This window comes from Alloalcanivorax balearicus MACL04 (assembly GCF_025532145.1).
GTDB classification, from domain to species: domain Bacteria; phylum Pseudomonadota; class Gammaproteobacteria; order Pseudomonadales; family Alcanivoracaceae; genus Alloalcanivorax; species Alloalcanivorax balearicus.
Genome location: NZ_ARXS01000001.1, coordinates 129,099 through 155,826, shown reverse-complemented (window position 1 = coordinate 155,826; position 26,728 = coordinate 129,099). Strand labels below are relative to the sequence as shown.

The following is a 26,728-nucleotide window of genomic DNA, read 5'->3' as shown; positions in this document are numbered from 1 at the left end:
CGGTCGCTCACAGGAACGCCAGGTCGCCCAGCACGCGGCGGGCAATGATGACCCGCATGATTTCGTTGGTGCCCTCCAGAATCTGATGCACGCGGGCATCGCGCACATAACGTTCCAGCGGGTATTCCTTGATATAGCCGTAACCGCCATGCAACTGCAGAGCCTGGTTGCAAACGTCGAAACACAGGTCGGTGGCGAGCCGTTTGGCCATGGCGCAGTACATGGACTTGTCGCTGTCGCCCTGGTCCAGTTTCCAGGCCGCCAGCCGCACCATTTGTTGTGCCGCCACCAGATGCGTGGCCATGTCGGCGAGGGTGAACTGGGTATTCTGGAACTGGCTCAGCGCCTGGCCGAACTGCTTGCGTTCCTGCACGTAGGACTGGGCTTGATTGAGTGCGGCGGTGGCCGCACCCAGCGAACAACTGGCGATGTTGATGCGGCCGCCGTCGAGACCGGCCATGGCGATCTTGAAGCCCTGGCCTTCCTCGCCGATGCGATAGCGCTCGGGAATGCGCGCGTCTTCCAGGATCACGGCCCGGGTGGGCTGGCTTTTCCAGCCCATCTTGTCTTCGTTGCGGCCGTAGCTGACGCCGGCGGTGTCCGCCGGAATGGCGAAGCAGGTAACACCACCGGCACCGCTGCCGCCGGTGCGTGCCATCAAAACCAGCACGTCGGTGTCGCCGGCGCCGGAAATAAACGCCTTGGCGCCGTTCAGCACATAGTCGCCGCCGTCCCTTTTGGCACTGGTGCTCAGGGCGGCGGCATCGGAACCGGCGTTGGGTTCGGTGAGGCAGTAGGACGCCAGCTGTTCACCGCTCATCAGTCCCGCGGCCCACTGGTCGCGAAGCGTGTCGGAACCGAAGTTCGACAGCATCCAGGTGGCCATGTTGTGGATGGTGATGAAAGCCGTGGTGGAGGTACAGCCGGCCGCCATTTGCTCGAAGATCAAGGCGGCATCAAGCCGGCTCAGTCCCATGCCGCCGTGGTCGGGATCGCAATACAGCGCGCAGAAACCGAGCTCTCCGGCCCGCTTGATGGTGTCCTTGGGAAAGGTGCTGTGTTCATCCCATTCGGCGGCGAAAGGCGCCAGTTCTTTTTCAGCGAACTGACGGGCGGTATCGCGGAACGCCTGTTGTTCTTCGTTGAGGGAGAAATCCACGGTATCGGTCTCCGCTGTTCGCGGGCGGGCCCGCTCTCTTATGGCGATGCCAATAAGGGAGCGGGCCGGCCGGCGAGGTTATTTCAGATGGATGGTCATGTTCGGGCCACTGTGGGTGGCATCGGCGATGTCGTCCTCGAACCAGCGGCTGGTGACGGTCTTGGTCTCGGTGTAGAACCGCACCGCCTGTTTGCCGTAAGCGTGCTGGTCGCCGTAGAAGGACCCTTTCCAACCGGTGAAGCTGAAGAACGGCAGCGGCACCGGAATCGGGATGTTGATGCCGACCTGACCGACTTCCACTTCGTGCTGGTATTTGCGGGCGGCGGCGCCGCTGGCGGTGAAGATGGAGGTGCCGTTGCCGTAAGGGCTGTTGTTGACCAGTTCGATGGCTTCTTCCAGCGTATCCACGCACACGCAGCACAGCACCGGGCCAAAAATTTCTTCGTTATAGATGCTCATTTCCGGCTTCACGTCGGTGAACAGCGTGGGGCCGACCCAGTTGCCGTCCGGCAGGCCGTCCACGGTGCAGTCGGAACCGTCCAGCAGGCAGGTGGCGCCTTCTTCCTTGCCCTGCTTGATCAGAGTAAGAATGCGTTCCCTGGCCTTCGGGCTGATCTGCGGGCCGTAGGCGGCACCGGCGTCGTCCCAGGCACCCGGACGCACCTTGGCGAACTCTTCCTTGATGTCGTCGATCCACTGTTTGGAATCACCGACGAACACCGCCACGCTGATCGCCATGCAGCGCTGACCGGCGGCGCCACAGGAGGAGCCCACCAGATTGCCGACCACCTGGCTTTTCTGCGCGTCCGGCATGATCACCATGTGGTTCTTGGCGCCAGCGAAACACTGGGCGCGCTTCAGATGCTCGGTGGCGGTGCGGTAGACGTGCTGGCCCACCGGTACCGAACCGACGAAGGACACCGCCTTGATCTCCGGATGGGTGAGCAGGGTATCCACTTGCTGCTTGCCGCCGTGCACCACCTGCAGCACGTTCTTTGGCGCGCCGGCTTCCAGGAACAGTTCCGCCAGCAGGTTGGGGGTCATCGGATCCTGCTCGGAGGGTTTGAGTACGAAGGTGTTGCCGCTGGCAATCGCCATCGGGAACATCCACAGCGGGATCATCGCCGGGAAGTTGAACGGGGTGATGCCGGCGCACACGCCCAGCGGCTGGATCCAGGAATGGGTGTCGATGCTGCGGGCCACGTTCTCCACCGTTTCGCCCATCATCAGTGACGGGATATTGGCGGCCTGTTCGACCACTTCGATACCGCGCCAGACGTCGCCCTTGGCGTCCTCGAAGGTTTTACCGGTCTCCTTCGCCAGCACCTTGGCGATATCGTCGTGGCGCTCTTTCAGCAGGGCCTGATAGCGCATCATCAAACGGGCCCGTTCGGTGACCGGCACTTCACGCCATTCCTCGAAGGCGGCCTTGGCGGCGGCGATGGCTTTCTCCATTTCCTCGCCGGTGGCCGCCGGGGCCTCGCACAGCACTTCCTGGGTGGCCGGGTTGGTGACGGGAATCCAGGTATCGGTGGCGCTTTGCGCGAACTCACCGTTGATCAGTTGAGGCAGTCGGGTGGACATAACGCTCTCCAAATAATTATTAGGGGTATAACGGGCCACGCGCGCCGAGCCCGGCCGCTCCTTCGGAGCGAGGTGGCACCATCATGCTGCTGCACGGGGTGGCGTTTCCAACAGTATGGCTACTGTGTATCACAGGGAGGGGGGCGGTAAGATAGCGGCAATTGACTATACCTGGATAAAATTGCGGTCATGAGTGACATTCTTACCCCACCAGTGGAAACCTCCCGCTGGCCATTGCCGAAGACCGGGCGGCGGGTCGTGATCCCCCATGCGCTGGTGACGGAGCTGGCGGAACATCCGCTGTGCCGGGACTGCATGCCTCATGGCGTCGGCTTCTATCCCGCCGCCGCTGGCCACCATATGGGGCGTGCCGAGCCCCGGGATCATCTGGTGATTTATTGCCTGGCGGGATCCGGCGTGGCGGAACTGGAGGGACGGCGCAAGCCGGTGCGGGCCGGGGATGTACTGTTGTTACGGGAAGGCCAGCGTCACCGTTACCGGGCCAACCCTCAGGACCCCTGGACGATCTACTGGGTGCACCTGGGGGGCGCCGAGGTGGATACCTATTTCAACGAAATCCTCAGCTCCCCGGACGGTTTCACCGCCACTGTCGGGCAGCACTCGCGGCTCACCGAGGATCTGGAGTTGCTGCTTACCACCGTGACGCGCTTCCGTCCCCATCACTTGATATACGCCGCCAATCTGCTCAAGAGCCTGCTCTCTTTCATGGCATTGATGCGGCGGCAGCGTCAGGCCCGCAACGTGGCGTTGGATGTGCCGCGGATCCAAGCCTGGTTGCAGGCGCATCTGCATCAACGCATCGAGCTGGAACAACTGGTCAGTGCCACCAGTGAACTGTCGCTTTATCACTTCATTCGCGAATACAAACGGCAGACCGGACAAACGCCGATGCAGGCGTTCCAGCATTTGAAGATCACCCGTGCCTGCTACCTGCTCGACATCACCGATCTCAGCATCACCCAGGTGGCCGCCGATCTCGGCTACGACGACCCTTATTATTTTTCCCGCCAATTCAAGAAGGTGATGGGTGTGGCGCCCAGGGACTACCGGCGTGAGAGGTCGGAGCGCTGACGGGACGGTTCTCCGTGTGCTGGCGAATGGGGGCCGCGCCCAAAAATTCGCCTGCAGGGCAGGCTCCTACAGCCACTTTGTAGCAATAGTTAGGCTCAACCTGCCACGTCACTTCCGCCGCCACTCCAGAAACGCTTCCCCCGCCCGAGCCACCGCTTCGCGTAGAGCTTGGCGGCGTTTCTCGTCCTGCTGACGAGTGCTTTGCTGCAAGGCTTTCTGTAGTGCGTGGCGCTGGCTGCGGGGCAGGGCATCGAGCCAGTGGCTGTCGGCATTGTCCAGGGTCAGCGGGTCGCGGCCGGCGTGATTGCGATCGGTGATCTGATACCAGTGTTGCAGGGCGCGGCCGAGTACCACATAGCCGAATTGCGGGTCGCGCAGCGGGCCGAAGCGCGCCTCGCGGCCGCCGGAGGACAGCGGGCCCAGATTCAGACGATCCAGTTTGCTGGAATAGTAGAGACTGCCGGCGGCGCCGAGCACGCCCCCGATCAGGGCGCCGGCGCCCAGCGTGTGGCCGGCGGTGAGGGCATCCACGCCAGCGCCACCCAGAGCGCCGGCGCCGAAACCGGCGGTGGCCAGATAGGCCCGGCTGACGCCCCAGGCCCGGCGTTCCCGTTCGCTGAACAGGTCATGCCCGGGCTGCCATTCCAGGTGCTGTTCCTGCCGTTGCAGATGGTGGTGCTGATAAAGCTGCTCCACTTCCCGCCGCAGTCGCTGCTCCCGTTTGCGTTGCCAGTCCTGCCAGCTTTGCCGCAGCCGGACCTCCAGGGCGGAGCGGCTGGCGTCTTCGCCGAGGCGGGCGCTTTCGGCATGGCCGAGCATATCGCTGAGGGCATCGGCGATCAGTGCCCAGGCTCGCTGCTGGCGGTGCCGGCGTTGCTCCCGGAGATGTTCGACGGCCTGCTCCAGAGCGGTTTCCCACTGTGGTGCCAACTGCCCGAAACTGCGCAGCAGACTCAGATGGGTTTCGAACGGTGCGGTGACCGCGTTGAAGTCGCGGACGATGCGGAAGTACTGCCCCAGGGCGGTTTGCCACTGCTCGCCGTGGTCGTCCTCGCCGATGCGGTTGATCAACGCCAGGCTGGGCTGGCCGGTCCAGCGCAGAATTTCCATCTCCGCTTCGTGTTCCTGGTGATAGGGCACCGAACCGTCCACCACATAGATGATGCCGGCACCGTCGAGAATCGGCGTCAGCAGTTCGCACTCGTCGTGAAAACGCGGATCGTCGCGGTGCTGATTGACGAAGGCGCGTACCGTGTCGGGCCGGTCCGAGGCGGAGTGGCTGTGCGCCTGTAGCCAGGCCAGCACCCGGCGGGGGCGCTGGAACCCGGGGGTATCGATCAGTTCGTAGAGCAGATGGCCGTCCACGCTCAGCGGGTAGCGCTCGCTGTCACGGGTGGTGCCCGGCTCCAGGGCGATGGTAACGGCGTCGTTCTGCGAAAGCGTGGCGACGATGCTCGACTTGCCCTTGTTGGGGTGGCCGACCACGGCAAAGCGTGGCGCGGTGGTCATGAGGACACCTCCGGGGCGCGGCATAGACGCAAATGGGCATGTTGCCGCCGGTCCACGAATCGACGCCACTGGGCCAGAGTGTCGTCGGATAAAGCACCGCCCGGATCGGCGGCCAGGGGAACCAGGGCGATCACGGTGTCCTCGCCCCATTGTTGGCGGGCGTCGTCGAGAAAGTCCGCCAGCTCGCCGGTGGGCGGTTCCCAGCCCTGGGTCAGGATCAATACCGGTTCGCGCCGCTGGCCGGCCTGTTCCAGCACCGCCCGATCATGATCCAGGCTGGCGCTGCCGCCCGCTTCCAGCCGCAATGGGGCGCGCTCCCCGCCGACGAGCGTACTGAACAGCGCGTCATCGGCGAGGCCGGCGCCGGCCCAGTGGATCACCGTGCCGCTCTCCGGCAGTACGCCATCGGCCGTCTTACCCTGATCAAGCTCCGGTGATGAGGTGGCATTGCCCGCGCCGGTATCCACCCAGGGCTGTTCAAAGCGTTGACGCAGGGCCGTCATACCAGGATGCCGGGTCAGCAGCCGCTTTGCCCGCCAGCGTAACTGGGCACGGCTCAGGGCCAGAAACACCAGCCGGGGCAGCACCACATAGACCAGCCAGATCATGGCCAGGAATGCCCACCAGGCGCCGAGCCGGGCTGGATCGGCGGGCGTTTGATCGCTGATGCGGAAGAACCGGGATTGCTCCACCAGTTCCAGTGACGGCACCGCCGGCGGCAGCCATTGCCGCCATGGCCAGGCCAGGGCGTGGGTGAGTTCGTGGTAGGCCGGGGCGGAGGTTTGCAAGGTGGTGCTCCAGCCGAACGCCAGATCACGCACCACCACCTGCACCAGCAGGGTCAGCAGCGCGGCGATCGCGAACGCGAGCCCACCGCTGTGCGCGACCCGGGCCGCCAGCGGCGGTTGCAGATCGTGCAGGGCGGAAGGCGTGGCGTCGGCGCGATCCAGTAGCCGCCCCCAGGGGCGCCAGCCGATGGCCGCCTGCGCCGTGGTCAGGATCGCCAGAGCCAGTTGCAGCGCCGCGAAGCCGAGCAGCAGGGTGACGTTGATGCGCTGGCTGCCATCGTAATAGAGCAGCCCGAGCATGGTGAGCACGCCGAGTACCGCGCCGCCGAGAACGAACAGCACGCGAGCCCGCCGCCAGGTGCGCAGACGCGGATCGTGGCCGCCGCCGACACGGTCGGCGCCCAGGGTGCGTAGCCAATCCTCGGGGAGTGGCGTGGAGCCGCCCCGCTGCTGCGCCTGCAGCGCCAGTTGTCGGTCCCGGCGATGGAGAAAGTCCGGGCTCTGGCGCTGATCCCGCTGGTATTGATCATCGAAATCCAGCAGCAGGCGCAAAGGGGAGTAGGGCAAGGTGAGCGTCCGTTCCGGGGTTACAGTGATGTATTGAGCAGCGGGATCACCGTCTTACCGGAATGGTGTAGCTGATGTCGTCCTGACCACAGGCGCCGCAGGCGTTGCCAAATTCACCCTGATCTTCTCCGGCGGCGTTGAAACCGTTCACCGGATTGTAATCCATGGTGCAGACGGTAGGCCGTTTATCCGGACAGGCAGTGGCGCCCTCCGGCAGATTCGCGGAGGGGGTGCTGGCGCAACCGGTGGCGAACAGGGCGGCCGCGGCCGTAACGAACAGAATGCGGTGCATGTGATTCTCCTTGCTTCAAACAGCTACAAACGGGGCCCGGCGTCAGCCCATGAATCGGTCGCCGGTGATTCGGTGACCACCAACGGTGCCACCGAACCGATAGTGTAGTACGAGATGCGGCGATGGCGACAATGGCCGGCCATGGCGGTTTCCCGCCGGTATCGAAAAAGATCATTAAAGGCCGGCGGCGATGATGCGCTCCCGAGCCTGATACGGATCGCCATGAATGCAATGATCCTCGAGGTCCTCCTTCAAGCCATGGCAGCGGCCTTGAAGATCCTGGATCGCCACGATGATCAGCTTCAAGGCGTATTCGGAGGATTCCCTTTGCAGAGCGGGATAGAGCACGGGGAGAAGATCCGTGGCCGGCAGGATACGACGAAACCACCATTGTCTCAGCGCGCTTGCGGCCAGCCCTCTCAATTCGGCTTCCGTGTCTTGTTGCAGCCGCTGGCGCAATCGGGACAGGTCTCCGGCGTCACCGATCCAGCCGAGGGCGATGATGCAGCTCCGGCGCAGGACGGCATCCGGGTTGCCCAATCCGGAGCGGAGCAACGGTAATACCTGCTGCGACCCCTGCGCCGCCAGTATATGGAGAATGCCGGCCCTGGTTTCCGGGCAGGCGGGTTCGTCGTAGCGGGCGAGCAGGAAAGGTTCCACCACGTCCGCGGGCCGGTCCATGAACATCGAGCGCAAGTCGTAGTAGGCGGCGGAACCGGTATCCCGTGTCAGTAGGTCGAAGTGGAGACGAAGCATTTCCGGGTCGTTGTCGGCGAGCAGCAGATCTTCCAGGCAATAACAGGCTTCAACACGCGTGGCGCCGCTCGTTTGGAGTAGGTCGGTGTAATAGCGTTCGATCCTGGCGCGGGTGGACGACATGGCATGCTCGATCGGTCTGGTCACAAAACATGGTAATACGGAGCAGGCCGGGGTGCATCGGCGCGGCCGGATCACTGTATTTTCAAATGATGTTTTCATGGCATACTGCGGTTTCACTGAGTCATGATCGAAGCGATGAACTGCTGTCTGCCTGATTCCGCTCATACCCACTGCCCGGTGGATTGTCCCCGCCGCGGCCGTCGGCCCTATTTCCCTGATCCGCCGGTCGTTTTCGCTTAACCGTTTCCTGTTATAGACGGTTCTCCCGTACTCTTGGGTGCTCCACGCCCGAAACGACAAATCGACGGATAGTCTATGAACCTTGGGTTTCTGGTTTTGCTGCCCTTCCTTGGGGCGGTGCTGCCACCGCTGGCTGAGCGATGGCGATTTTCGCGTCCGGCGCTGTCCTGGGCGGCGGCGGTATTGCCTCTGCTGGCGCTGGGGGTGCTGTGGTTCCATGGCCGCCGGGTGTTCTCCGGTGAGACAGTACGTCAGTTCGTACCCTGGATGCCGGATCTCGGCCTGAATCTGGCGTTTCGTCTGGACGGTCTGGCGCTGCTGTTTTCGCTGCTGGTGCTGGGCATCGGCCTGTTGATCATTCTCTACGCCCGTTACTATCTTTCCACCAACGAAAAGGCGGGGCGTTTCTACGCCTTCCTGCTGTTGTTCATGGGCGCCATGATGGGAGTGGTGACCAGCAACAATCTGCTGCTACTGGTGGTGTTCTGGGAACTGACCAGCCTCAGCTCTTTCCTGCTGATTGGATTCTGGTATCACCAGACCGATGCCCGTAAAGGCGCGCGCATGGCGTTGGCGGTCACCGGTATGGGCGGGCTTGCCCTGCTCGCTGGCGCCATTGTGATTGGTCAGGTGGTGGGCTCCTACTCCCTGGACGATGTGCTGGCCAGCGGCGATCTGATCCGCGGCCACGCGCTTTATCCGCTGATTCTGTGTCTGGTGCTGTTGGGTGTGTTCACCAAGAGCGCCCAATTCCCGTTCCATTTCTGGCTGCCTCACGCCATGTCGGCGCCGACGCCGGTCAGTGCCTACCTGCACTCGGCCACCATGGTGAAAGCCGGGGTGTTCCTGCTGGCGCGTTTGTACCCGGCGCTGTCCGGCACCGACCTTTGGTTCTTCCTGGTCACCGGTGCCGGTCTGGCCACGTTGCTGTGGGGGGCCATCTGGGCACTGTTCCAGCATGACCTAAAGGGGCTGTTGGCCTATTCCACCATCAGTCATCTGGGCCTGATCACCATGCTGTTCGGCCTCAATGCCCAACTGGCGGCGGTGGCGGGCGTGTTCCACATTATCAACCACGCCACCTTCAAGGCATCGCTGTTCATGGCGGCGGGGATCATCGATCACGAGACCGGTACGCGCGACATGCGGCGTATCAACGGTCTGTGGAAGTACATGCCCTACACGGCGGTACTGGCGATGGTGGCGTCGGCGGCCATGGCCGGGGTGCCGTTGCTAAACGGCTTCCTGTCCAAGGAGATGTTCTTCGCCGAGACCCTGGATACCGGCCAGTTGGGGAGCCTGAGCTGGATTCTGCCGCTGGGCGCGGTGCTCGGCGGGGTGTTCTCGGTGGCCTATTCCGCCCGCTTTATTCATGACGTGTTTTTCAACGGCGAACCCATCGATCTGCCCAAATACCCGCCTCATGAGCCGCCGCGCTATATGAAGGTGCCGGTGGAAGTGCTGGTGGCCTTGTGTCTGGCGGTGGGGATCTTCCCCTCGCTAACGGTGGCGGCTCTGCTCGAGGTGGCCGCCCGTGCCACTCTGGGCGGCACCCTGCCGGAGTATCATCTGACCATCTGGCACGGGTTCAATGTGCCGTTGATGATGAGCATCGTGGCACTGGTGGGCGGCGTGCTGGTGTACAGTCAGCGTCTTCGGTTATTCGCGCTGAATGACCGTCTGCCCCGCTTTGACGCCAAACTGGTGTTCGAAGCCCGCATGCAGTCCCTGGCCAAATGGGCGGGCACCGTCAGTAACACCCTGCGTAACGGCTCCTTGCAGAGCTACACCGCCTGGCTGTTGATGGTGGTGGCGCTGGTGTTGGTGACGTCGGTGACAGGGGAACTGCTGGCTGGTGGCGACCGCGACATGCTGCCACTGGACGGCGTGGCGTTGCTGTGCGGCGGCATGCTGATCGTCGCGGCGATCCTTACCACCGTCCTGCACCGCCACCGGATGACCGCGATCATGTGTCTGAGCGTGGTGGGGCTGGTGGTGTCGCTGATGTTCGTGCGCTTCTCCGCGCCGGATCTGGCGCTCACTCAATTGTCGGTGGAGGTGGTCACCATTCTGCTGCTGATGCTGGCGATGTACTTCCTGCCGGTGCGCACCCGCCGTGAATCCACAATGCCGCGTATCGGCCGGGACGTGGTGCTGTCGGTGCTGGTGGGCGGCGGTGTCGGCATTCTCGCCTTCATGATGATGACCTCCGGGGTCGATTCGATCAGCCCGTTCTTCCTGGAAAACGCCAAACCCGGCGGTGGCGGCACCAATGTGGTCAACGTGATTCTGGTGGATTTCCGTGGTTTCGATACTTTCGGCGAAATCATCGTGCTGGGCATCGCCGGCATGGGCATTTATGCCCTGCTCAAGGACCTGGAATTGTACTCGCCGCAGACCGATTCGCTCGGGCGGCCCTGGGCCAAGGATGCTCACCCGCTCATTCTGGTCACCATTTCGCGGCCGCTGCTGCCGCTGGCGTTGATGATCTCGGTGTACATCTTCCTGCGCGGGCACAATCTGCCCGGCGGCGGTTTCATCGCTGGTCTGATTACCTCGGTGGCGCTGGTGCTGCAGTATGTGGCGTCCGGGGTGGCGTGGATGCATCGCCGCATTCCCGGCGATTATCACCCGGTGGTTGCCTTGGGCGTGCTGCTGGCCGGGTTCACCGGTGTCGGCGCCTGGTACTTTGGCCATCCGTTCCTGACCAGCGCCTTCTGGCATGTGCATTGGCCGGTGGTGGGAGAGTTCGAGGTGGCCACCGCCATGCTGTTTGATACCGGGGTATTCCTGACCGTGGTTGGCGCCACGCTGCTGATTCTCGCCAACCTGGGCAAATTGTCCTTGCTGGACGACAAGGGAGGGGCTCGCTGATGGAAGCGTTGGTTGCGATCATCATCGCCGTCCTGGTGGGCAGTGGTGTTTATCTGGTACTGCGGGCGAGGACCTTCCCGGTGATTCTGGGGCTGACCCTGCTCAGCTACGGCGCCAATCTGTTTGTGTTCATTTCTGGCCGGCTCAAGCTGGATCAAGTGGCGGTGGTGGGGCAGAGCGCCGATCCCACCGATCCCTTACCCCAGGCCCTGGTACTGACCGCCATCGTCATCGGCTTCGCCATGACCGCCTTTCTGGTGGTGCTGGCGCTGCGTGCGCAGGGGGAGTTGGGCTCGGATCATGTCGACGGACAGCGCGATGCGCTGGACGGCGAGCAACAGGATGAGCAACAGAATAAGGGGAGACGCTGATGTCGAACTGGATCATGGCTCCGATTCTGATTCCCGCGCTGGCGGGCATGATGTTGCTGCTCGAGGTTCGTGAACGCCACTGGTTGCGCCGGGTGACCGGGCTGACCGCGACGCTGGCGCTGGTGCCGGTGAGCATCCTGCTGTTCCGGCAGGCCGCCACCGGTGATATTCAGGTGTATTCGCTGGGGGACTGGCCGGCGCCGTTTGGCATCGTGCTGGTACTGGACCAGCTCAGTGCGCTGATGGTGCTGCTGACCTCGGTGCTGGCGGTGCCGGCGTTGCTCTACGCCAGCCACGGTGATGATCGCCTGGGCCCCAACTTCCATTCATTGTTCCAGATGCAGTTGATGGGCATCAACGGGGCCTTTCTTACCGGTGATCTGTTCAACCTGTTCGTGTTTTTCGAGGTCCTGCTGATTGCCTCTTACGGTTTGGCGCTGCATGGGCGCGGGCCGGCACGGGTGCGCGCCGGGTTGCATTATGTGGTGCTCAATCTGATTGGTTCCGCGGTCTTTTTGCTGGCGCTGTCGCTGATCTACGGTGCCACCGGCACCCTGAACATGGCGGACTTCGCCGCGCGGGCCGCTGAACTGGAGGGCCCGGCTCTGACGCTGGTGAAAGTGGCCGGTCTGTTGCTGTGTGTGGTGTTCGGCCTGAAGGCGGCGCTGTTCCCGCTGTACTTCTGGTTGCCGGCGACCTATGCCAGTGCCACCGCCGGTGTCGCCGCGTTGTTCGCGGTCATGACCAAGGTCGGCATTTATGCGCTGCTGAGAGTGCATGGCCTGGCGTTCAGTGACGGCGCCCTGGCCGGTCTGGGTGATATGGCCCTGTGGACCGTGTCCCTGCTGACCCTGGGGCTGGCCACGGTGGGTGTGTTTGGTGCCCGGCGACTGGGGGAACTGGTGGCTTACCTGGTGGTGATGTCGGTGGGGACGCTGGTGGCGGCGCTGGCCTGGGGCACGGAAGAGGCGATCAGCGGCGCGCTGTTCTATCTGCTTCACTCCACCTTGATTTGCGCCGGCCTGTTCCTGCTCGCCGATCTGGTGTCACGGGGGCGGGGAGACGCTGGTGATACCCTGATGGCGGGGCCGCGTCCGCCCGCGGCGGGCCTGCTGGGCGCGTTGTTCTTTATCGGTGCCGTGGCGGTGGCGGGGCTGCCGCCGTTGTCCGGCTTCCTTGGCAAGGTGATGTTGCTGCAGGCGGTACCCGCGCCACTGTACTGGGTGCTGATACTGGCGGGCGGGCTGCTGGCGGTGGTCGGCCTGAGCCGCGCCGGCTCCACCTTGTTTTGGCGAGCCGGGGAGCCGATGGCGGACGTGGTGCTGAACAAAGGGCGGCTGGCCGCGGTGATCGTGTTGCTGGCCATGGCGCCGGCCATGGTGCTGTTGGGCGGGCCGTTGTCGGCGGTCACGCAGTCGGTCGCTGCTCAGTGGGCGCAGCCGGATCTGTATATCCACGCGGTCCTGGGCTATCCGGGAGGTGCACAATGATCCGCAAGCTTTACCCGTTCCCGACCCTGAGCGTGTTTCTGCTGCTGATGTGGCTGTTGCTCAGCGGCTTCAGCGCCGGCCACCTGGTGCTCGGCATGGTGCTGGCGACGGTGCTGCCGCTGGGTACCCTGCCGTTCTGGCCCAATGTGCCGAGGCTGCGCAATTTTCACAAACTGGTGCTGTTCGTGTTGATGGTGCACTGGGACATCATCGTCGCCAATCTGTCGGTGGCCCGGCGCATTCTGGGGTCGCCGAAGAAATTGCGCCCGGCGTTCGTCGAGGTGCCGCTGGATATCAAGGACGACTTCGCCATCACCCTGCTTACCAGCACGGTGTCGTTGACGCCGGGGACGGTAAGCGCGGATATCAGCGCGGACGCCAGCCGTATGCTGGTGCATGCCTTGCACGTGGAAGACGAAGCGGTGCTGGTTGAGCAAATAAAACAGCGCTACGAGCGGCGTCTCAAGGAGATCTTCGAATGTTAGAAACGGCCATCGCCATCGCGTTCGGACTGTTCGTGGTGGCCCAGTTGTTGAATCTCTACCGTCTGCTGCGGGGACCGAGCCTGCCGGATCGGGTGCTGGCGCTGGATACCATGTATGTGAACAGCATCGCACTGATCGTGCTCTACGGTTTGTCCAGTGGCAGCAAGCTGTATTTCGAGGCGGCCATGCTGATTGCCCTGATCGGGTTTGTCAGTACCGTGGCCGTGGCCAAGTACATGACCCGTGGCGACATCATCGAATAAGCCGTGAAGGAGCTTGAATGGATATCGTGATCGAATACATCACCGCGATTTTTCTGCTGATCGGCGGCGTGTTCGCGCTGATCGGCTCCCTGGGGCTGGTGCGTCTGCCGGATTTCTTCCTGCGCCTGCACGGTCCGACCAAGGCCACCACGCTGGGCGTGGGCGGCACCATCATGGCGTCGCTGGTGTACTTCTCCTGGAGCGAGCATACCCTGCACCTCCATGAGATTCTGATCACTCTGTTTCTGTTTATCTCGGCACCAGTGTCGGCGCACATGCTGGCCAAGGCGGCCATGCATCGGGAGCTCAAGTACCGCGAGGACACCCGCGGCAAGCCCTGGAAGCAGTAGAGGCCTAGAGGCCGTTGTTCATGGCGGTCCTCTAAGGTATTGCTACAACGCCGCTGTGGGAGCTTGCCTGCAAGCGAATCATGGGGCCCGGAAGCCCATTCGCTTGCAGGCAAGCTCCCACAGCGGCGCCGTAGCGGCCTCCGAATTTATGTTTCCAAAAAAAGGGGACACAGCGGCCGTCGTGCGGGAGCCCTCGGGCCAGGCTGTGATCCCCATCATGAAATTTGTAAAAGATGGAACCGGCAGGAACTTTCGTTGAGATAGAACCGTCTTACTTTACAGCTACGGACTGGTAACCCCCGATCCCCCAGTACCCTCGCCGGTTCGTAGCTTCTGGACACCCCAGCCTCTTCCCCAGGAGGCTGGGGCGGCAAGCCTCCCTGGCAGCGAAGTCGTTCCCTTCCCCCCCAATTGCTGCCAGGGATTTTTTTGCCCGAAAATCAGGTTCCGGGCTTCCCCCCCTTCTTTTGTGACCCCGTCTCCGGTGGTCACAGCCTTCCTCTGGACCGTGGCAGGGACTCCGCCACGAATCGCCCCCCAGCGATGTTGTGACGGTGCCCGTTTCGATGCCCCGGTCCGGGCCGGTATTGCACCCGATACGGAGCAAGGGCTGTGCCAGTTTCGTGAAAACGGGAAAAATGGCCAAAATTCAAAGAGTTGGCACTCACTGCCGAGGCGTGTCCGGTACTGCCCGAGTCGGCATGCCGACAAAATTGGGCGCCGGGTGACACAAATGGGCAGTTTCGGTCAGATCGCGGGAGGGGCGTCGTCCTCGATTCGCAACCACTCGGCCATTTGGTCCCAGGCTTGCTCGCAGCCCTGCCCGGAGGTGGCGGAAAACAGCTGCACCCGCAGTGGCGCGGGATGATCTTTGAGGGTCTTGGTGACCTGCATCAAGGCGCTTTTGGCGGCGCCGAACTTTAATTTGTCCGCCTTGGTCAGCAGGATCAGCAGTGGCATTCCGGAACGGGCGGACCATTCGAGCATCAACTGGTCGAATTCCCGGAGCGGGTGGCGGATGTCCATCAGCAGCACCAGGCCGGTCAGGCATTCGCGGCGCGCCAGGTAGTCGTCCAGATGCTCTTGCCATTGCATGCGCACCGCTTTGTCCACCTTGGCGTAGCCATAGCCGGGAAGATCCACCAGCCGGCGTTGCTCGTCCAGGGTGAAAAAGTTCAGCAACTGGGTCCGGCCCGGTGTCTTGGAGGTGCGAGCGAGGCTGCGCTGGCCGGTAAGGCGGTTGATGGCACTGGACTTGCCGGCGTTGGAGCGCCCGGCGAACGCCACTTCCAGGCCCTCATCGGGAGGACACTGTTCGACGATTTGCGCGCTTTTCAGGAAAGCGGCCTGGTGCAAAAGGCGTTGAGCGGGATGCAATGGCATGGCGGTCCGGTCACGAGCATCGATGGGGGGCATCGCCCTGTCTCCGCAAATACCCATGCATAAACAGGGGATATGACGGAGGCGAGCCCGTAGTATATAATGCGCGCCGTCACGCGTGTGGCGCGTGGCGGGATTTCTACAGGTGTTTGTCTTTAAAGGCAAATTTAAAGACGCGCCTGTCGCCAGCATGACGCCAGCCCATTGGGAGGTATTGCATGAAGGGTTTGCTCGCGGGGTTCGCCCTGATGTTCATGGCCGTGGGCGCCAGCGCCGCCACGGTGCAGGAGCGTTACGACCAGAGCTGTACCTACTGCCATAGCACCGGAGCTGCCGGCGCGCCCAAGACCGGGGATCAGGCCGCCTGGAAACCGCGTATGGAGAAGGGCATGGACACGCTGGTGAAGCACATCAAAGAGGGGTTCAAGGCGATGCCGCCAGGCGGTATGTGCAGTGACTGCTCCGACGAAGAATACCGCGCTCTGATCGAGCATATGACAAAATAACACGCTGCTTTAAAGGAAGGGCCATGAAGTGTCTTAAGCTGTTCGTGCTGCTAGCCGCTACGGCGGTTTCCCATGCCATGGCAGCCGGTGATGTTGATGCCGGCAAGGAAAAATCCCAGCCCTGCGCGGCTTGTCATGGCGCTGACGGCAACTCTCCTTCCGGTGAATGGCCCAGCCTCGCCGGACAGGGCGAAAAATACCTTGTCGAGCAGATTCAGGCGTTCAAGGCCGGCGATCGGCAGAACGCGCTGATGGCACCGATGGTGGCCAATCTCAGCGAGCAGGACATGGCTGACCTGGCGGCGTACTTCTCGGCCCAGGCCATTAAGGTGGGGCAGGCTGATCCGGAGCTGGCGGAACAGGGTGAGCGGATCTATCGCGGCGGCGTGGTCGCTGAGGGTGTTCCTGCTTGTTCCGGCTGCCACGGCCCCGCCGGTGAGGGCGTTGACGCCGCCGGATTCCCGGCTCTGGCCGGTCAGCACACCCAGTATCTGGAAATCCAGCTGAAGGCGTTCCGCGCCGCCGGTCGTGGCGATCTGGGTGATAATGTGGTCAAACGCACCAATGATCCGCAGGAAATGATGCGCACCGTGGCTGCCAAGATGAGCGACACGGAGATCAAGGCGGTGGCCAGCTTCCTCAGCGGTTTGTCCACCGAGGAATAAACCCGCTCCCGCGCGAGAAAAAGGCAGCTTCGGCTGCCTTTTTTGATGGCCACCCTCCCTGGCGGCCACCCTCCGGGCCGTCCATGACGCGCGCCAAGCCTTCACTACTGTGATACAAAAGACGCCTATCATCAAAAAGGGAACCAAGGGGGGTGTTCGTGACTCTTATTGGTTTCGGTTCTCGCTAAAGCTGTGACAACAAGGAGAATTTCATGCTGCGTATGGTTAGCGCCCTGCTGATGTCCCTGGGGCTGATGATGTCCGCCACCGTGGTGGCTCAGGAAGGGCAGCCTCAATACAAAGAAGGCGTTCATTACCGGGTGCTGGATAATCCCGGCACCACCAGTGTCCCCTCCAGCAAGGTGGAAGTGCGGGAGTTTTTCTCCTACATGTGCCCGCATTGCTATTCCCTGGAACCCACCGTGGACAACTGGTTGAAGAACAAGCCGGAGGCGGCGGCCTATGTGCGTACTCCGGTACTGTTCATGCAGCACGCCGAGCCGCTGGCCCGGGCCTACTTCATCGAGGAATCCCAGGGCTTGATCGGCGAGATCCACCGGCCGCTGTTCGACGCCATTCACATGCATCGTGAGCGCCTGTTTGACGCCGACGCCCTGGCCGGCTTCTTCGAGAAATACGGTGTGGAGCGCGACAAGTTCAACAGCCTGTACGGCTCCTTCGCGGTGTCCACCAAGGTTCGCGAGGCCGATGCCTTGACCCGTGAGTATCAGATCCGTGGCGTGCCGTCCCTGGTGGTGGCCGGCAAATATGCGGTGATGCGGGATAACCTCAAGAACAACGCCGAGATGTTCGACGTGGTGGACTTCCTGGTTAAAAAGGAAAGTGAGAAGTAAGTAACGCCATGCTGATGGAACGCGCTCGTAATGCCTATCAGAACTGGAAAACCCGCCCATCGGGTTTCTTACTGGCGCGGGAGGGGCACCGCCGCACCCGGCGGGTGCGTGAGGTGTCGCTGCCCAGCGACACCCTCAAGATTCTCAGCTTCAACATTCAGGCGGGTATTGGCACCAGCCGGTTCCGGGATTACGTGACCGGCAGCTGGAAGCATCTGGTGGCGCACCCGCGCAGCGTGGAGATCATCGAGCAGATTGCCGATGTGGTGCGTCATTTCGATGTGGTAGGCCTGCAGGAAGTGGATGGCGGCAGCCTGCGTTCGCGCAACCTCAACCAATTGGTGCACCTGGCGAGCCTGGCGGATTTCCCGTTCTGGCATCAGCAGTTGAACCGTAATCTGGGGCGTCTGGGGCAGTTCAGCAACGGTTTACTCAGCCGCATGTCGCCCTACGCGGTGGAAGACCACATCCTTCCCGGCCTGCCCGGCCGGGGCGCCATCGTGATCAAATTCGGCCATCCGGTGGAGCCGCTGGTGGTGGCGGTGTGCCATCTGGCACTGGGCGAAAAGATGCGTAATACCCAGCTGGCTTACCTGGCGGACCTGCTGCGGCCTTACCGTTACAGTCTGATCATGGGTGATTTCAACTGCCGACCGGAGCATCTTACCGCCTCGCCGCTGACCGATCTCGGCCTGGTATTGGTGGAAGGCGATTTGCAAACCTACCCCAGCTGGGCACCGGATCGTCACATCGACCATATCCTGGCCACACCGGAACTGCAGGTACGCCACAGCCGTGTGCTGGAGGACTGCCTGCTGTCGGATCATCTTCCCCTGGCCACGGAAATCCGTATTCCCGATGCGGTGCGCGCGGCCAGTCTGGAGCATCGGCTGCCGCTGATCGACTGACGCCCGCAAGAGTCTCTTCCCACAAACCGAACTACGAAGCCGCTGTGGGAGCTTGCCTGCAAGCGAACGGGCTCCCTGCAAAAGATTCGCTTGCAGGCAAGCTCCCACAGCGGCTTCGTAGCGTAGTTATCTTTGAACCAGGCTGGGGCCGATGGCGGCATCCTGATTTTCCTTCGCCACGTTGATGTATGTCAGCCAGGCTGGCGGCACGGCTTGTAACATGCTCCGGAAATACATGTTATGGGGCGTGCAATGTCGTTGTTTTCCCGCTGGAAGGGGGGATGGCTGACCTTATTGTGTCTGGTCGGCACCTGGCTGTGTTCGCCCGCCCTGGCGGATCTGGATCGGCAGCGTGTGGAAGCGTTGTTTCCCGGCGCGGACTGGTCCGAGCCGGAAGGGGACTTCCAGGTCCGCACTTTGTCCCGCAACGGCGATCTTCTTGGCTATCTGTTTTACAGCCAGGATGTGGTCAACATCCCCGCCTATTCCGGTAAGCCCATCAACGTGCAAATGGTGATGGATCCTCAGGGTGTCATTCTCGACGCCTACGTAGTGGAGCATCACGAACCCATCCTGCTGGTCGGGATTCCCGAACAGAAACTCCATGATTTCAGTGCCCACTATGCCGGTGTCGGCGCCGATCAGCGGGTCGTGGTGGGGCGCTCCCGTGATCCCGAGACGGTGACCATCGACGCAGTAAGCGGCGCGACTGTCACCGTCATGGTGGTTAACGAAACCATCATGGGAGCGGCGCGCAAAGTGGCGGTGTCGCTGGGATTGATCGAAGCGCCATCGGCCCGGCGCCGCGCGGCGCGTATCCGTGGTGGCCGAGGAGCGGCGGTGGGCTGGGAGGAACTGGCCGGCAAGGGGGCTCTGCGCCGGCTGCATCTGACCCGCGGGCAAGTGGATGAGGCCTTTCGCGGCACCGAGGCGGAAGGAATGGAGCAGACTGCCCCTGACCAGCGCGGCGACGTCTTCATCGATCTGTATACCGGCTTGCTGAACCCGCCGGAAGTGGGCGCCAGCCTGCTGGGCAAGGCGGGCTACAAGACATTGATGGCGGAACTGGGGAAAGGCGAGTACGCCATCGCGGTGCTGGCCAACGGGCGCTATTCGTTCAAGGGCTCAGGCTATGTGCGCGGCGGTATCTTCGACCGGGTCCAACTGCGCCAAAATGGCGCCATCATCAGCTTTCGGGATCTGGACTATCAGCGGTTATCCGATGTCTATGCCGCCGGTATGCCGGGGTTTTCGGAAATGGCGATCTTTACCGTCCGCCCGGAGCACCGTTTCGACCCCGGCAGTCCCTGGACCCTGGAATTGCTGGTGCGCCGACAGACCGGTCCGGTCAGCGGTATCTTCACCAGCTTCGAATTGCCCTACGCCACGCCGGAAACCTATCTGGAACGGCCGGAACCGCTGGCGGCCCCGGAAGAGAAACCGGTATGGGTGCGGATCTGGTATCAGAAGCAGTTTCAGGTGGCGGTCATCGGGGCGGCTTTGGGACTGTTGCTGGTGATTCTGTTTCTGCAGGACCGCCTGGCGCGGCATCCGCGTCAGTTGCATTGGCTGCGGCGGGCCTACCTGCTGTTCACCGTGGTCTTCATCGGCTGGTACGCCCTGGGCCAGTTGTCCGTGGTCAACGTGCTGACCTTCGCCCACGCGGTAATGGACGATTTCCATTGGGGATTGTTCCTCAGCGATCCAGTGATCTTCGTACTGTGGACCTTCACGGCGGCCAGCGTGCTGTTGTGGGGCCGGGGTGTGTTCTGTGGATGGCTGTGCCCCTTCGGCGCGCTCCAGGAGTTACTCAACGAAGCCGCGCGCAAACTCCGCGTTCCACAGTATGAATTGCCGTTCGCTCTGCACGAACGTCTGTGGGCGGTGAAGTATCTGATCCTGCTGGCGTTGTTCGGTATTTCGTTGGATTCCATGGCCACGGCGGAGCGGTTCGCTGAAATCGAACCGTTCAAAACCGCCTTCACTCTGCATTTTGACCGCCAATGGTGGTTTGTACTGTACGCGGTGGCTTTGCTGGTCATGAATCTGTTCACCCGCAAAGTCTATTGCCGCTACCTGTGCCCGCTGGGCGCGGCTTTGGCGGTACCCAGCAAACTCAGATTGTTCGACTGGCTCAAGCGGCGCAAGGAATGCGGCAACCCCTGCCAACTATGCGCCAAGGAATGCGAAATCCAGGCCATTCACCCGGATGGGCGTATCAACGTCAACGAGTGCCACTACTGCCTGGATTGCCAGATGACCTATCACAACGAAGACAAATGCCCGCCGCTGATCCTGAAGAAAAAACGGGCCGGCAAAGGAAAGCGGAGCGTCCCCGAGGCGGAGCGTATTCCCGCCTTGCAACTGGAAGAAGGTTGATGGCCGGTACGCCGGCTGCAGACAACGGAGAAACGACAATGACACACGATCGGTTCAATGACGACAACGGGAACGCTCAGGGCGAGGGACTGACCCGGCGCGGATTCCTCGGCGCCGGCACCCTGGGGGGCGCGGCCCTGGCGGGTGCCGCCACTCTGGGGGGCGTGGTGATGACGCGGGAAACCTGGGCAGCCTCGGTAAAGGAAGCCCTGGCCAAGACTCATGTGGAGCCGGGTGAGCTGGATGAATATTACGGCTTCTGGAGTGGCGGCCACTCCGGTGAGGTGCGGGTGCTGGGTGTGCCCTCCATGCGGGAATTGCTGCGGATCCCGGTGTTCAACGTGGATTCCGCCACCGGTTGGGGATTGACCGACGAAAGCAAACAGGTGCTCGGCGACAGCGCCCGTTACCTCAACGGCGACAGCCACCATCCGCACATCTCCATGACGGATGGCCGTTATGACGGCAAATACCTGTTTATCAATGACAAGGCCAACAGCCGGGTGGCCCGGGTGCGTCTGGATATCATGAAATGCGACCGCATCCTCACGGTACCCAATGTCCAGGCCATCCATGGTTTGCGCTTGCAGAAAGTGCCGCACACCAAGTACGTATTCGCCAACGCGGAATTCATCATTCCGCATCCCAATGACGGTTCCTCCTTCGATATCCAGGGTGATGGCAGCTACACGATGTTCAACGCCATCGATGCCGAGCGGATGGAGATGGCATTCCAGGTCATCGTCGACGGTAACCTGGACAACACCGACGCCGACTATACTGGCAAGTATGCCGCGTCCACCTGTTACAACTCGGAGAAAGCCACGGACCTGGGCGGCATGATGCGCAATGAGCGCGATTGGGTGGTGGTGTTCAATATCCCGCGCATCGAAGCGGCGATCAAAGCCGGCAAGTTCACCACGTTGGGTGACAGCAAGGTACCGGTGGTGGATGGCCGGCACGGGTCGGATCTGACCCGCTACATTCCGGTGCCGAAGAACCCGCACGGCCTGAACACGTCGCCGGACGGCAAGTACTTCATCGCCAATGGCAAGCTCTCACCCACCTGCACCATCATTGAGATCGCGCGGCTGGATGAGCTGTTCGGCGGCAAGCTCAAGGCGCCCAGGGACGTGGTGGTGGGCGAACCGGAATTGGGGCTGGGGCCGCTGCATACCACCTTCGATGGCCGTGGCAATGCCTATACCACGCTGTTCATCGACAGCCAGGTGGCGAAGTGGAACATCGATGAGGCGATCCGCGCCTACAAAGGGGAAAAAACCAACTACATCAAACAGAAGCTGGATGTGCACTATCAGCCGGGACACAACCACGCTTCGCTGACCGAAAGCCGCGACGCGGATGGCAAGTGGCTGGTGGTGCTGAGCAAGTTCTCCAAGGACCGTTTCCTGCCCACCGGCCCGCTGCACCCGGAGAACGATCAGCTGATCGACATTTCCGGTGAGGAAATGAAACTGGTGCACGACGGCCCCACCTTCGCCGAACCCCACGATTGCATCCTGGTGCGCCGGGATCAGATCAAGACGAAAAAAATCTGGGAGCGGAACGATCCGTTTTTCGCCGCCACCGTGGCCCGGGCCAAAAAAGACGGCATCACCCTGGAACAGGACAACAAGGTGATCCGTGATGGCAACAAGGTGCGGGTCTATATGACCTCCATGGCACCGGCCTACGGGTTGACCGAGTTCAAGGTCAAGCAGGGTGATGAAGTCACGGTGACCATCACCAACATCGACCGTATCGAGGACGTGTCCCACGGTTTCGTGATGACCAACCATGGCGTCAGCATGGAAATCAGTCCGCAACAAACCTCATCCACCACCTTTGTCGCCGACAGGCCAGGCGTGCACTGGTATTACTGCAGCTGGTTCTGTCATGCCCTGCACATGGAGATGGTCGGCCGCATGCTGGTGGAGAAAGCCTGATTGGAAGGGGGCACGGCGGTGCGAGTGCGGTGATGAGGGGATTGAGCCGAATCGGGTTGTTTTGCCTGGCGCTGTGGGGCGCGTCCGGTATGGCGGCCCAGGTCGGGACGCCATCCCGCGACCTCATTGCCGTGGCGACGGCGACCCCGGAGGAGAACCGTTGGCGTGTGCCGGCGGGGATTCACCGGGGGCGTTTTCGCATTGACCGGGAGGGCGCCGAGGTAATGTGCGAGCCCGGCGCGGTGCTGGACGCGGAAGGCCATGGCAACGGTCTGACTATTGCCGCCACCAAGGTGCGGGTTAGTGACTGCACCTTGCGTAACTGGGGCAAAGACCTGACCGCCATGGATGCCGGAGTGTTCATCGAGAAGGGCGCCACCGGAACCACGTTACGGAACAACCAACTCAGCGGGCCCGGCTTCGGGGTCTGGGTGGATGGTACCGCCAAGGTCACGATCAGCGGTAATCGTATCCGCGGAGACACGTCGCTGCGTTCCCAGGATCGCGGCAATGGCATTCATCTGTACGCCGTAACCGGGGCCCTGGTGACCGGCAACCGGGTGCGCGAAACCCGCGATGGCATCTACATCGACACCTCCAACGGCAACCGGCTGGAAGGCAATGTGCTGGAGGACCTGCGCTACGGCATCCATTACATGTTTTCCCATGACAACAAAGTGGTTGGCAACACCACCCGGCGCACCCGCACCGGCTACGCCCTGATGCAAAGCCGTGCCCTGTGGGTGGAGGGCAACTGCTCCGAGGAGGATCAGAACTACGGCATCCTGATGAACTACATCACCTATTCCACCCTGCGCGGCAACCGGATTCATGGTGTGCGCCGTGGGGCCACCGGCGACGCCAGGATCAGCGGCGCCGAGGGCAAAGCGTTGTTCGTTTACAACTCGCTGTACAACGACATCACCGACAACCGTTTTGAACAAAGCACCCTGGGCATCCATCTGACCGCCGGTTCCGAGGACAACCAGCTCAGCGGAAACCGTTTTATCGGCAATCAACAACAGGTGAAGTACGTGGCCACCCGCACCCAGGAATGGTCGCGACAGGGTAGAGGCAACTACTGGAGTGACTACCTGGGTTGGGACCGCGACGGTGATGGCATCGGCGACGTGCCGTATCAGCCCAACGACGATCTCGACCGGCTGTTGTGGTTGTACCCCCAGGCCCGGCTGCTGATGAGCGGCCCGTCCGTAAGCCTGTTGCGCTGGGCACAGAACGCGTTCCCGGTGACGCGCTCACCGGGCGTGCGCGACAGCCACCCCTTGATGACGGTGGACGAGACCGCCGTGGAGATCTGTCATGACAGCGATTGAGATGCATTCGGTACGGCACGGTTATGGCCGCACCACGGTGTTGCACGATTTGAGCCTGACGGTGGGGGCAGGGGAGGTGCTGGGCCTGTTCGGGCATAACGGCGCCGGCAAGACCACCACCATGAAACTGATTCTCGGTGTATTGCGGCCGGATGCCGGTGAGGTGCGGGTGCTGGGCGTGCCGGCGGGCGAAGCGCGGGCCCGCCGCGAACTCGGTTACCTACCCGAAAACGTCAGTTTCTATCCGCAACTCAGTGGCCGGGAGACCCTGGCCTATTTCGCCCGTTTGAAGGGCGTGCCGGTGTCTGGCATCGCGGCGCTGCTCGATCAGGTGGGCCTGACGGACGCCGCGGATCGCCGGCTCCGTACCTACTCCAAGGGGATGCGTCAGCGCCTGGGGCTGGCCCAGGCGCTGCTCGGTGAACCCCGCCTTTTGCTGCTGGATGAACCCACGGTGGGGCTGGATCCCATCGCCACCGCGGACCTGTATGCGCTGATCGACGATCTGCGCCGCCGGGGCACGGCGGTGGTGTTGTGCTCCCATGTGCTGGCCGGGGTGGAGAGCTATATCGATCGCGCCGCCATCTTGTACCAGGGCCGGCTCAGAGCGCTGGGCAGCCTGCCGGAGCTGCAGCGGGAAGCCGGATTGCGCTGGCGTTTGACCAGTCTGCAGGTGGATCCGCAGGGGCGCACCCTCCGATGCGAACGAACCGTGGCGGCGAAGGAAAAAATGGCCTGGCTGCGCGCTCTGTCAGGCCAGCCGGAAACCGTGGACGTGGAAGTGCGGGCGCCGTCCCTGGAGGACCTTTATCGCCATTTTCAGCACGCCGCCGCCGGGCGGAGGGAGCGAATGTGACTGTACCGTGGTTCATTGCCATGAAGGAATTGCGGGATGCCCTGCGCAACCGCTGGCTGCTGGCCATCAGTGTCCTGTTCGCCGTTCTCGCCGTGGGCATCGCCTGGTTTGGCGCCGCCGCCTCCGGCACGGTGGGTTTCACCAATGTGCCGGCCACCATGGCCAGCCTCTCCACCCTGGCCACCCTGCTGATTCCCCTGATCGCGCTGATGTTGGCTTATGACGCCATCGTCGGTGAGGACGAGGCCGGCACTTTGCTGTTGCTGCTGTCCTATCCGCTGAGGCGGGAACAGCTGCTCTTGGGCAAATTCGTCGGACATGGCCTGATTCTGGCTCTGGCCACGGTGGCCGGATTTGGCGCCGCCCTGGTGGCCATTCTGGTCGGGGTGGAAGGCGTGCCAACGGCGGTGCTGGCAGGCGCGTTCGCGCGTTTCGCGGTGTCATCGATGATGCTTGGCTGGGTGTTCCTGGCCATGGCCTACGTGCTCAGTTGCCGGGTGCGGGAAAAATCCACCGCCGCCGGACTGGCCCTGGCCGTATGGTTCTTCTTTGTGCTGGTGTTCGACTGGCTGCTGCTGGCGTTGCTGGTGCTCAGCGAGGGGCGTTTCAGTCCGGAGTCTCTGCCCTGGGTGCTGCTGTGCAGCCCCACGGACCTGTATCGGCTCATCAACCTGTCCGGATTCGATGCCGGCGCGGAGATGACCGGTGTGCTGGCCCTGGGCCGGGAATTGCCGGTGCCGGTCTGGGGGCTTTGGGGGGCCTTGGGGTTGTGGATGCTGGTGCCGTTGACGCTGGCGCTGGTTCTTTTTCGTCGTCGTGTATGAGGTGCGCCATGGGAAAATGGGGAATCGGGTTGGGTCTGCTGATATTGATGTTGCTGGCGGGCTGTGAGGAGACGTCGCCGGCGGCCCTGGACCCGGTGCCGTTCCATGCCGATGACGAATGCCATGTCTGCGGCATGATCATCGCCGATTTTCCGGGTCCCAAGGGGGAAGCGGTGTCGCCAAAGCAGGTGCGCCGCTTCTGCTCGGTGGCGGAAATGCTGGGCTGGTGGAGTCAGCCGGAGAATCAGGTGGGAGAAAGCCGTCTCTATGTCCACGACATGACGCGCGAAGATTGGAACCGGCCCGACGATGCTCATTTGATCGACGCCAGCCAGGCCTGGTACGTGATTGGCGGCGATTTGCCGGGGGCGATGGGCGTCACGGTGGCGTCCTTCGCCGAGGAAGCGGCGGCCGAGGACTGGGCCGGACGGCACGGCGGTCAGGTGTACCGTTTCGAGGAGCTGGAACCCTCGCTATGGCGCCCGTCGGCGCCCATGACCGGGCATCATTGATCAGGGCACGCCCACACGCCGATTCGCTGCCGAGCGGAGCGCTGCCCGGGCAGCTTCCCTCAGACCGCACTACGAAGCCGCTGTAGGAGCTTGCCTGCAAGCGAATTCTTGGGACGCAGCGCAATTCGCTTGCAGGCAAGCTCCCACAGCGGCCTTGTAGCCAGCTCTGAAGTTATATTGGGCGTGTGGGAGACCGGCGATGGTTTTTTATTTCTGCTGCAAAATCCACTCGGCCAGGGTTTTGGCTTCCTCGTCGGTGACCGCGTTCGGCGGCATGGGGATGGCGCCCCAGATGCCCTGGCTGCCTTCCTGGATGTGTTTTGCCAAAGTGGCGGCGGCGCCGTCCTGACCGGCGTATTTTTTCGCCACATCCTGGTAGGACGGGCCGACCATGGGGCCGTCGATCTTGTGGCAGGCCACGCAGGCCTTGGCTTGATACAGGGTCTCGGCGTCCGCCGCCAGGGCCAGACCAGGACTCAGGGAAGCGGCCGCCAGGGCGGCCAGGGAAAAGGCGATTACTTTCATCGGAGACTCCGTCGCGGGACTGCCAATAGGGATCGGAGTCGATTGTAGGGCCGGTCACGGAAGCGACCTTGATCTGGATCATGCCGCTTCCGGTAG

The 26,728-nt window shown here is 62.5% G+C and carries 25 protein-coding genes; 17 read left to right on the top strand and 8 right to left on the bottom strand.

What is annotated here, in order from left to right; all coding sequences use genetic code 11:
* Positions 1-7 precede the first annotated feature (7 nt).
* Together MA04_RS00710 and MA04_RS00705 are read right to left on the bottom strand one after the other, a co-directional pair.
* Complete coding sequence (locus tag MA04_RS00710; RefSeq protein WP_262459096.1) at positions 8-1,159, bottom strand: acyl-CoA dehydrogenase family protein; 1,152 nt, start codon at positions 1,157-1,159, stop codon at positions 8-10.
* Positions 1,160-1,237: 78 nt separating this feature from the next.
* Complete coding sequence (locus MA04_RS00705) at positions 1,238-2,743, bottom strand: CoA-acylating methylmalonate-semialdehyde dehydrogenase (protein WP_262459095.1); 1,506 nt, start codon at positions 2,741-2,743, stop codon at positions 1,238-1,240.
* Between the two features lie 189 nt (positions 2,744-2,932).
* Between MA04_RS00705 and MA04_RS00700 the strand changes: the two genes are divergently transcribed.
* Positions 2,933-3,835, top strand: a complete 903-nt coding sequence (locus MA04_RS00700; protein ID WP_163126735.1) for an AraC family transcriptional regulator — start codon at positions 2,933-2,935, stop codon at positions 3,833-3,835.
* A gap of 108 nt (positions 3,836-3,943) precedes the next feature.
* Here the strand turns inward: MA04_RS00700 and MA04_RS00695 are convergent, their stop codons facing one another.
* From MA04_RS00695 to MA04_RS00680, 4 genes are all read right to left on the bottom strand, one after another.
* Positions 3,944-5,344, bottom strand: a complete 1,401-nt coding sequence (locus MA04_RS00695; RefSeq protein WP_262459094.1) for a GTPase/DUF3482 domain-containing protein — start codon at positions 5,342-5,344, stop codon at positions 3,944-3,946.
* The gene (locus MA04_RS00690) at positions 5,341-6,699 is read right to left on the bottom strand and encodes a DUF2868 domain-containing protein (RefSeq protein ID WP_262459093.1); all 1,359 of its coding nucleotides are present in this window, start codon (positions 6,697-6,699) and stop codon (positions 5,341-5,343) included. Before MA04_RS00690 ends, MA04_RS00695 begins: the two co-directional genes overlap by 4 nt.
* Positions 6,700-6,745: 46 nt before the next feature.
* Complete coding sequence (locus MA04_RS00685; protein ID WP_163126732.1) at positions 6,746-6,991, bottom strand: hypothetical protein; 246 nt, start codon at positions 6,989-6,991, stop codon at positions 6,746-6,748.
* A gap of 174 nt (positions 6,992-7,165) precedes the next feature.
* On the bottom strand, positions 7,166-7,870 hold the full coding sequence (locus MA04_RS00680; RefSeq protein ID WP_163126731.1) for a HEAT repeat domain-containing protein: 705 nt from the start codon (positions 7,868-7,870) through the stop codon (positions 7,166-7,168).
* Between the two features lie 315 nt (positions 7,871-8,185).
* On the opposite strand from MA04_RS00680, the gene MA04_RS00675 reads away from it, so the two are divergent.
* Genes MA04_RS00675 through MA04_RS00650 form a run of 6 tightly spaced genes read left to right on the top strand, consistent with a single transcriptional unit; the run spans position 8,186 to position 13,943 of the window.
* The gene (locus MA04_RS00675; protein WP_262459091.1) at positions 8,186-10,984 is read left to right on the top strand and encodes a monovalent cation/H+ antiporter subunit A; all 2,799 of its coding nucleotides are present in this window, start codon (positions 8,186-8,188) and stop codon (positions 10,982-10,984) included.
* Positions 10,984-11,355, top strand: coding sequence for a Na+/H+ antiporter subunit C (locus MA04_RS00670; protein ID WP_163126729.1), 372 nt, complete (start codon positions 10,984-10,986; stop codon positions 11,353-11,355). The genes MA04_RS00675 and MA04_RS00670 overlap by 1 nt, the downstream gene beginning before the upstream one ends.
* A complete protein-coding gene (locus MA04_RS00665; RefSeq protein WP_163126728.1) occupies positions 11,355-12,845 on the top strand; it encodes a monovalent cation/H+ antiporter subunit D in 1,491 nt (496 codons plus the stop codon). The genes MA04_RS00670 and MA04_RS00665 overlap by 1 nt, the downstream gene beginning before the upstream one ends.
* Positions 12,842-13,330: a Na+/H+ antiporter subunit E gene (locus tag MA04_RS00660; protein ID WP_262459090.1), complete on the top strand. Its 489-nt coding sequence runs from the start codon at positions 12,842-12,844 to the stop codon at positions 13,328-13,330. Before MA04_RS00665 ends, MA04_RS00660 begins: the two co-directional genes overlap by 4 nt.
* Positions 13,324-13,593, top strand: coding sequence for a K+/H+ antiporter subunit F (locus MA04_RS00655; protein WP_022994671.1), 270 nt, complete (start codon positions 13,324-13,326; stop codon positions 13,591-13,593). Before MA04_RS00660 ends, MA04_RS00655 begins: the two co-directional genes overlap by 7 nt.
* Positions 13,594-13,610: 17 nt before the next feature.
* Entirely contained in the window at positions 13,611-13,943 is a 333-nt protein-coding gene (locus tag MA04_RS00650) for a Na+/H+ antiporter subunit G (RefSeq protein ID WP_014996601.1), read from the top strand.
* A 747-nt stretch (positions 13,944-14,690) separates the two neighbouring features.
* Here MA04_RS00650 and yihA read toward each other — a convergent pair.
* Positions 14,691-15,326 carry a ribosome biogenesis GTP-binding protein YihA/YsxC gene (gene yihA, locus MA04_RS00645; protein ID WP_163126762.1) on the bottom strand — a complete coding sequence of 212 codons (636 nt, stop codon included), beginning with the start codon at positions 15,324-15,326 and terminating at the stop codon, positions 14,691-14,693.
* A 215-nt stretch (positions 15,327-15,541) separates the two neighbouring features.
* Between yihA and MA04_RS00640 the strand changes: the two genes are divergently transcribed.
* The 10 genes from MA04_RS00640 to MA04_RS00595 all read left to right on the top strand — a co-directional run bounded on the left by MA04_RS00640 (position 15,542) and on the right by MA04_RS00595 (position 26,107).
* Positions 15,542-15,829 (top strand): c-type cytochrome, encoded by a 288-nt coding sequence (locus tag MA04_RS00640; RefSeq protein ID WP_163126726.1) that lies wholly within the window; start codon positions 15,542-15,544, stop codon positions 15,827-15,829.
* 23 nt (positions 15,830-15,852) lie between these two features.
* A complete protein-coding gene (locus MA04_RS00635; RefSeq protein ID WP_163126725.1) occupies positions 15,853-16,494 on the top strand; it encodes a c-type cytochrome in 642 nt (213 codons plus the stop codon).
* Positions 16,495-16,706: 212 nt separating this feature from the next.
* Entirely contained in the window at positions 16,707-17,348 is a 642-nt protein-coding gene (locus MA04_RS00630) for a thiol:disulfide interchange protein DsbA/DsbL (protein WP_163126724.1), read from the top strand.
* A gap of 8 nt (positions 17,349-17,356) precedes the next feature.
* Entirely contained in the window at positions 17,357-18,256 is a 900-nt protein-coding gene (locus MA04_RS00625; protein WP_163126723.1) for an endonuclease/exonuclease/phosphatase family protein, read from the top strand.
* Positions 18,257-18,496: 240 nt separating this feature from the next.
* Entirely contained in the window at positions 18,497-20,635 is a 2,139-nt protein-coding gene (gene nosR / locus MA04_RS00620; RefSeq protein ID WP_240342781.1) for a transcriptional regulator NosR, read from the top strand.
* 38 nt (positions 20,636-20,673) lie between these two features.
* On the top strand, positions 20,674-22,581 hold the full coding sequence (gene nosZ / locus MA04_RS00615) for a TAT-dependent nitrous-oxide reductase (protein ID WP_262459089.1): 1,908 nt from the start codon (positions 20,674-20,676) through the stop codon (positions 22,579-22,581).
* Between the two features lie 32 nt (positions 22,582-22,613).
* Entirely contained in the window at positions 22,614-23,915 is a 1,302-nt protein-coding gene (locus MA04_RS00610) for a nitrous oxide reductase family maturation protein NosD (RefSeq protein WP_163126721.1), read from the top strand.
* Positions 23,902-24,771: an ABC transporter ATP-binding protein gene (locus tag MA04_RS00605; RefSeq protein ID WP_262459088.1), complete on the top strand. Its 870-nt coding sequence runs from the start codon at positions 23,902-23,904 to the stop codon at positions 24,769-24,771. The genes MA04_RS00610 and MA04_RS00605 overlap by 14 nt, the downstream gene beginning before the upstream one ends.
* A complete protein-coding gene (locus tag MA04_RS00600) occupies positions 24,768-25,595 on the top strand; it encodes an ABC transporter permease (RefSeq protein WP_262459087.1) in 828 nt (275 codons plus the stop codon). The genes MA04_RS00605 and MA04_RS00600 overlap by 4 nt, the downstream gene beginning before the upstream one ends.
* Before the next feature lie 8 nt (positions 25,596-25,603).
* Positions 25,604-26,107, top strand: coding sequence for a nitrous oxide reductase accessory protein NosL (locus MA04_RS00595; protein WP_262459086.1), 504 nt, complete (start codon positions 25,604-25,606; stop codon positions 26,105-26,107).
* A gap of 207 nt (positions 26,108-26,314) precedes the next feature.
* Here MA04_RS00595 and MA04_RS00590 read toward each other — a convergent pair whose 3' ends face one another.
* Entirely contained in the window at positions 26,315-26,632 is a 318-nt protein-coding gene (locus MA04_RS00590; RefSeq protein WP_063141221.1) for a c-type cytochrome, read from the bottom strand.
* Positions 26,633-26,728: the final 96 nt, after the last annotated feature.

Excerpts from the sequence above, each read along its gene's own strand:
- MA04_RS00705 (WP_262459095.1), bottom strand. The coding sequence starts at position 2,743 with ATGTCCACCCGACTGCCTCAACTGATCAACGGTGAGTTCGCGCAAAGC.
- MA04_RS00700 (WP_163126735.1), top strand. The coding sequence starts at position 2,933 with ATGAGTGACATTCTTACCCCACCAGTGGAAACCTCCCGCTGGCCATTG.
- MA04_RS00695 (WP_262459094.1), bottom strand. The coding sequence starts at position 5,344 with ATGACCACCGCGCCACGCTTTGCCGTGGTCGGCCACCCCAACAAGGGC.
- MA04_RS00685 (WP_163126732.1), bottom strand. The coding sequence starts at position 6,991 with ATGCACCGCATTCTGTTCGTTACGGCCGCGGCCGCCCTGTTCGCCACC.
- MA04_RS00680 (WP_163126731.1), bottom strand. The coding sequence starts at position 7,870 with ATGTCGTCCACCCGCGCCAGGATCGAACGCTATTACACCGACCTACTC.
- MA04_RS00675 (WP_262459091.1), top strand. The coding sequence starts at position 8,186 with ATGAACCTTGGGTTTCTGGTTTTGCTGCCCTTCCTTGGGGCGGTGCTG.
- MA04_RS00670 (WP_163126729.1), top strand. The coding sequence starts at position 10,984 with ATGGAAGCGTTGGTTGCGATCATCATCGCCGTCCTGGTGGGCAGTGGT.
- MA04_RS00665 (WP_163126728.1), top strand. The coding sequence starts at position 11,355 with ATGTCGAACTGGATCATGGCTCCGATTCTGATTCCCGCGCTGGCGGGC.
- MA04_RS00660 (WP_262459090.1), top strand. The coding sequence starts at position 12,842 with ATGATCCGCAAGCTTTACCCGTTCCCGACCCTGAGCGTGTTTCTGCTG.
- MA04_RS00655 (WP_022994671.1), top strand. The coding sequence starts at position 13,324 with ATGTTAGAAACGGCCATCGCCATCGCGTTCGGACTGTTCGTGGTGGCC.
- MA04_RS00650 (WP_014996601.1), top strand. The coding sequence starts at position 13,611 with ATGGATATCGTGATCGAATACATCACCGCGATTTTTCTGCTGATCGGC.
- yihA (WP_163126762.1), bottom strand. The coding sequence starts at position 15,326 with ATGCCATTGCATCCCGCTCAACGCCTTTTGCACCAGGCCGCTTTCCTG.
- MA04_RS00640 (WP_163126726.1), top strand. The coding sequence starts at position 15,542 with ATGAAGGGTTTGCTCGCGGGGTTCGCCCTGATGTTCATGGCCGTGGGC.
- MA04_RS00635 (WP_163126725.1), top strand. The coding sequence starts at position 15,853 with ATGAAGTGTCTTAAGCTGTTCGTGCTGCTAGCCGCTACGGCGGTTTCC.
- MA04_RS00630 (WP_163126724.1), top strand. The coding sequence starts at position 16,707 with ATGCTGCGTATGGTTAGCGCCCTGCTGATGTCCCTGGGGCTGATGATG.
- MA04_RS00625 (WP_163126723.1), top strand. The coding sequence starts at position 17,357 with ATGCTGATGGAACGCGCTCGTAATGCCTATCAGAACTGGAAAACCCGC.
- nosR (WP_240342781.1), top strand. The coding sequence starts at position 18,497 with ATGGGGCGTGCAATGTCGTTGTTTTCCCGCTGGAAGGGGGGATGGCTG.
- nosZ (WP_262459089.1), top strand. The coding sequence starts at position 20,674 with ATGACACACGATCGGTTCAATGACGACAACGGGAACGCTCAGGGCGAG.
- MA04_RS00610 (WP_163126721.1), top strand. The coding sequence starts at position 22,614 with ATGAGGGGATTGAGCCGAATCGGGTTGTTTTGCCTGGCGCTGTGGGGC.
- MA04_RS00605 (WP_262459088.1), top strand. The coding sequence starts at position 23,902 with ATGACAGCGATTGAGATGCATTCGGTACGGCACGGTTATGGCCGCACC.
- MA04_RS00595 (WP_262459086.1), top strand. The coding sequence starts at position 25,604 with ATGGGAAAATGGGGAATCGGGTTGGGTCTGCTGATATTGATGTTGCTG.
- MA04_RS00590 (WP_063141221.1), bottom strand. The coding sequence starts at position 26,632 with ATGAAAGTAATCGCCTTTTCCCTGGCCGCCCTGGCGGCCGCTTCCCTG.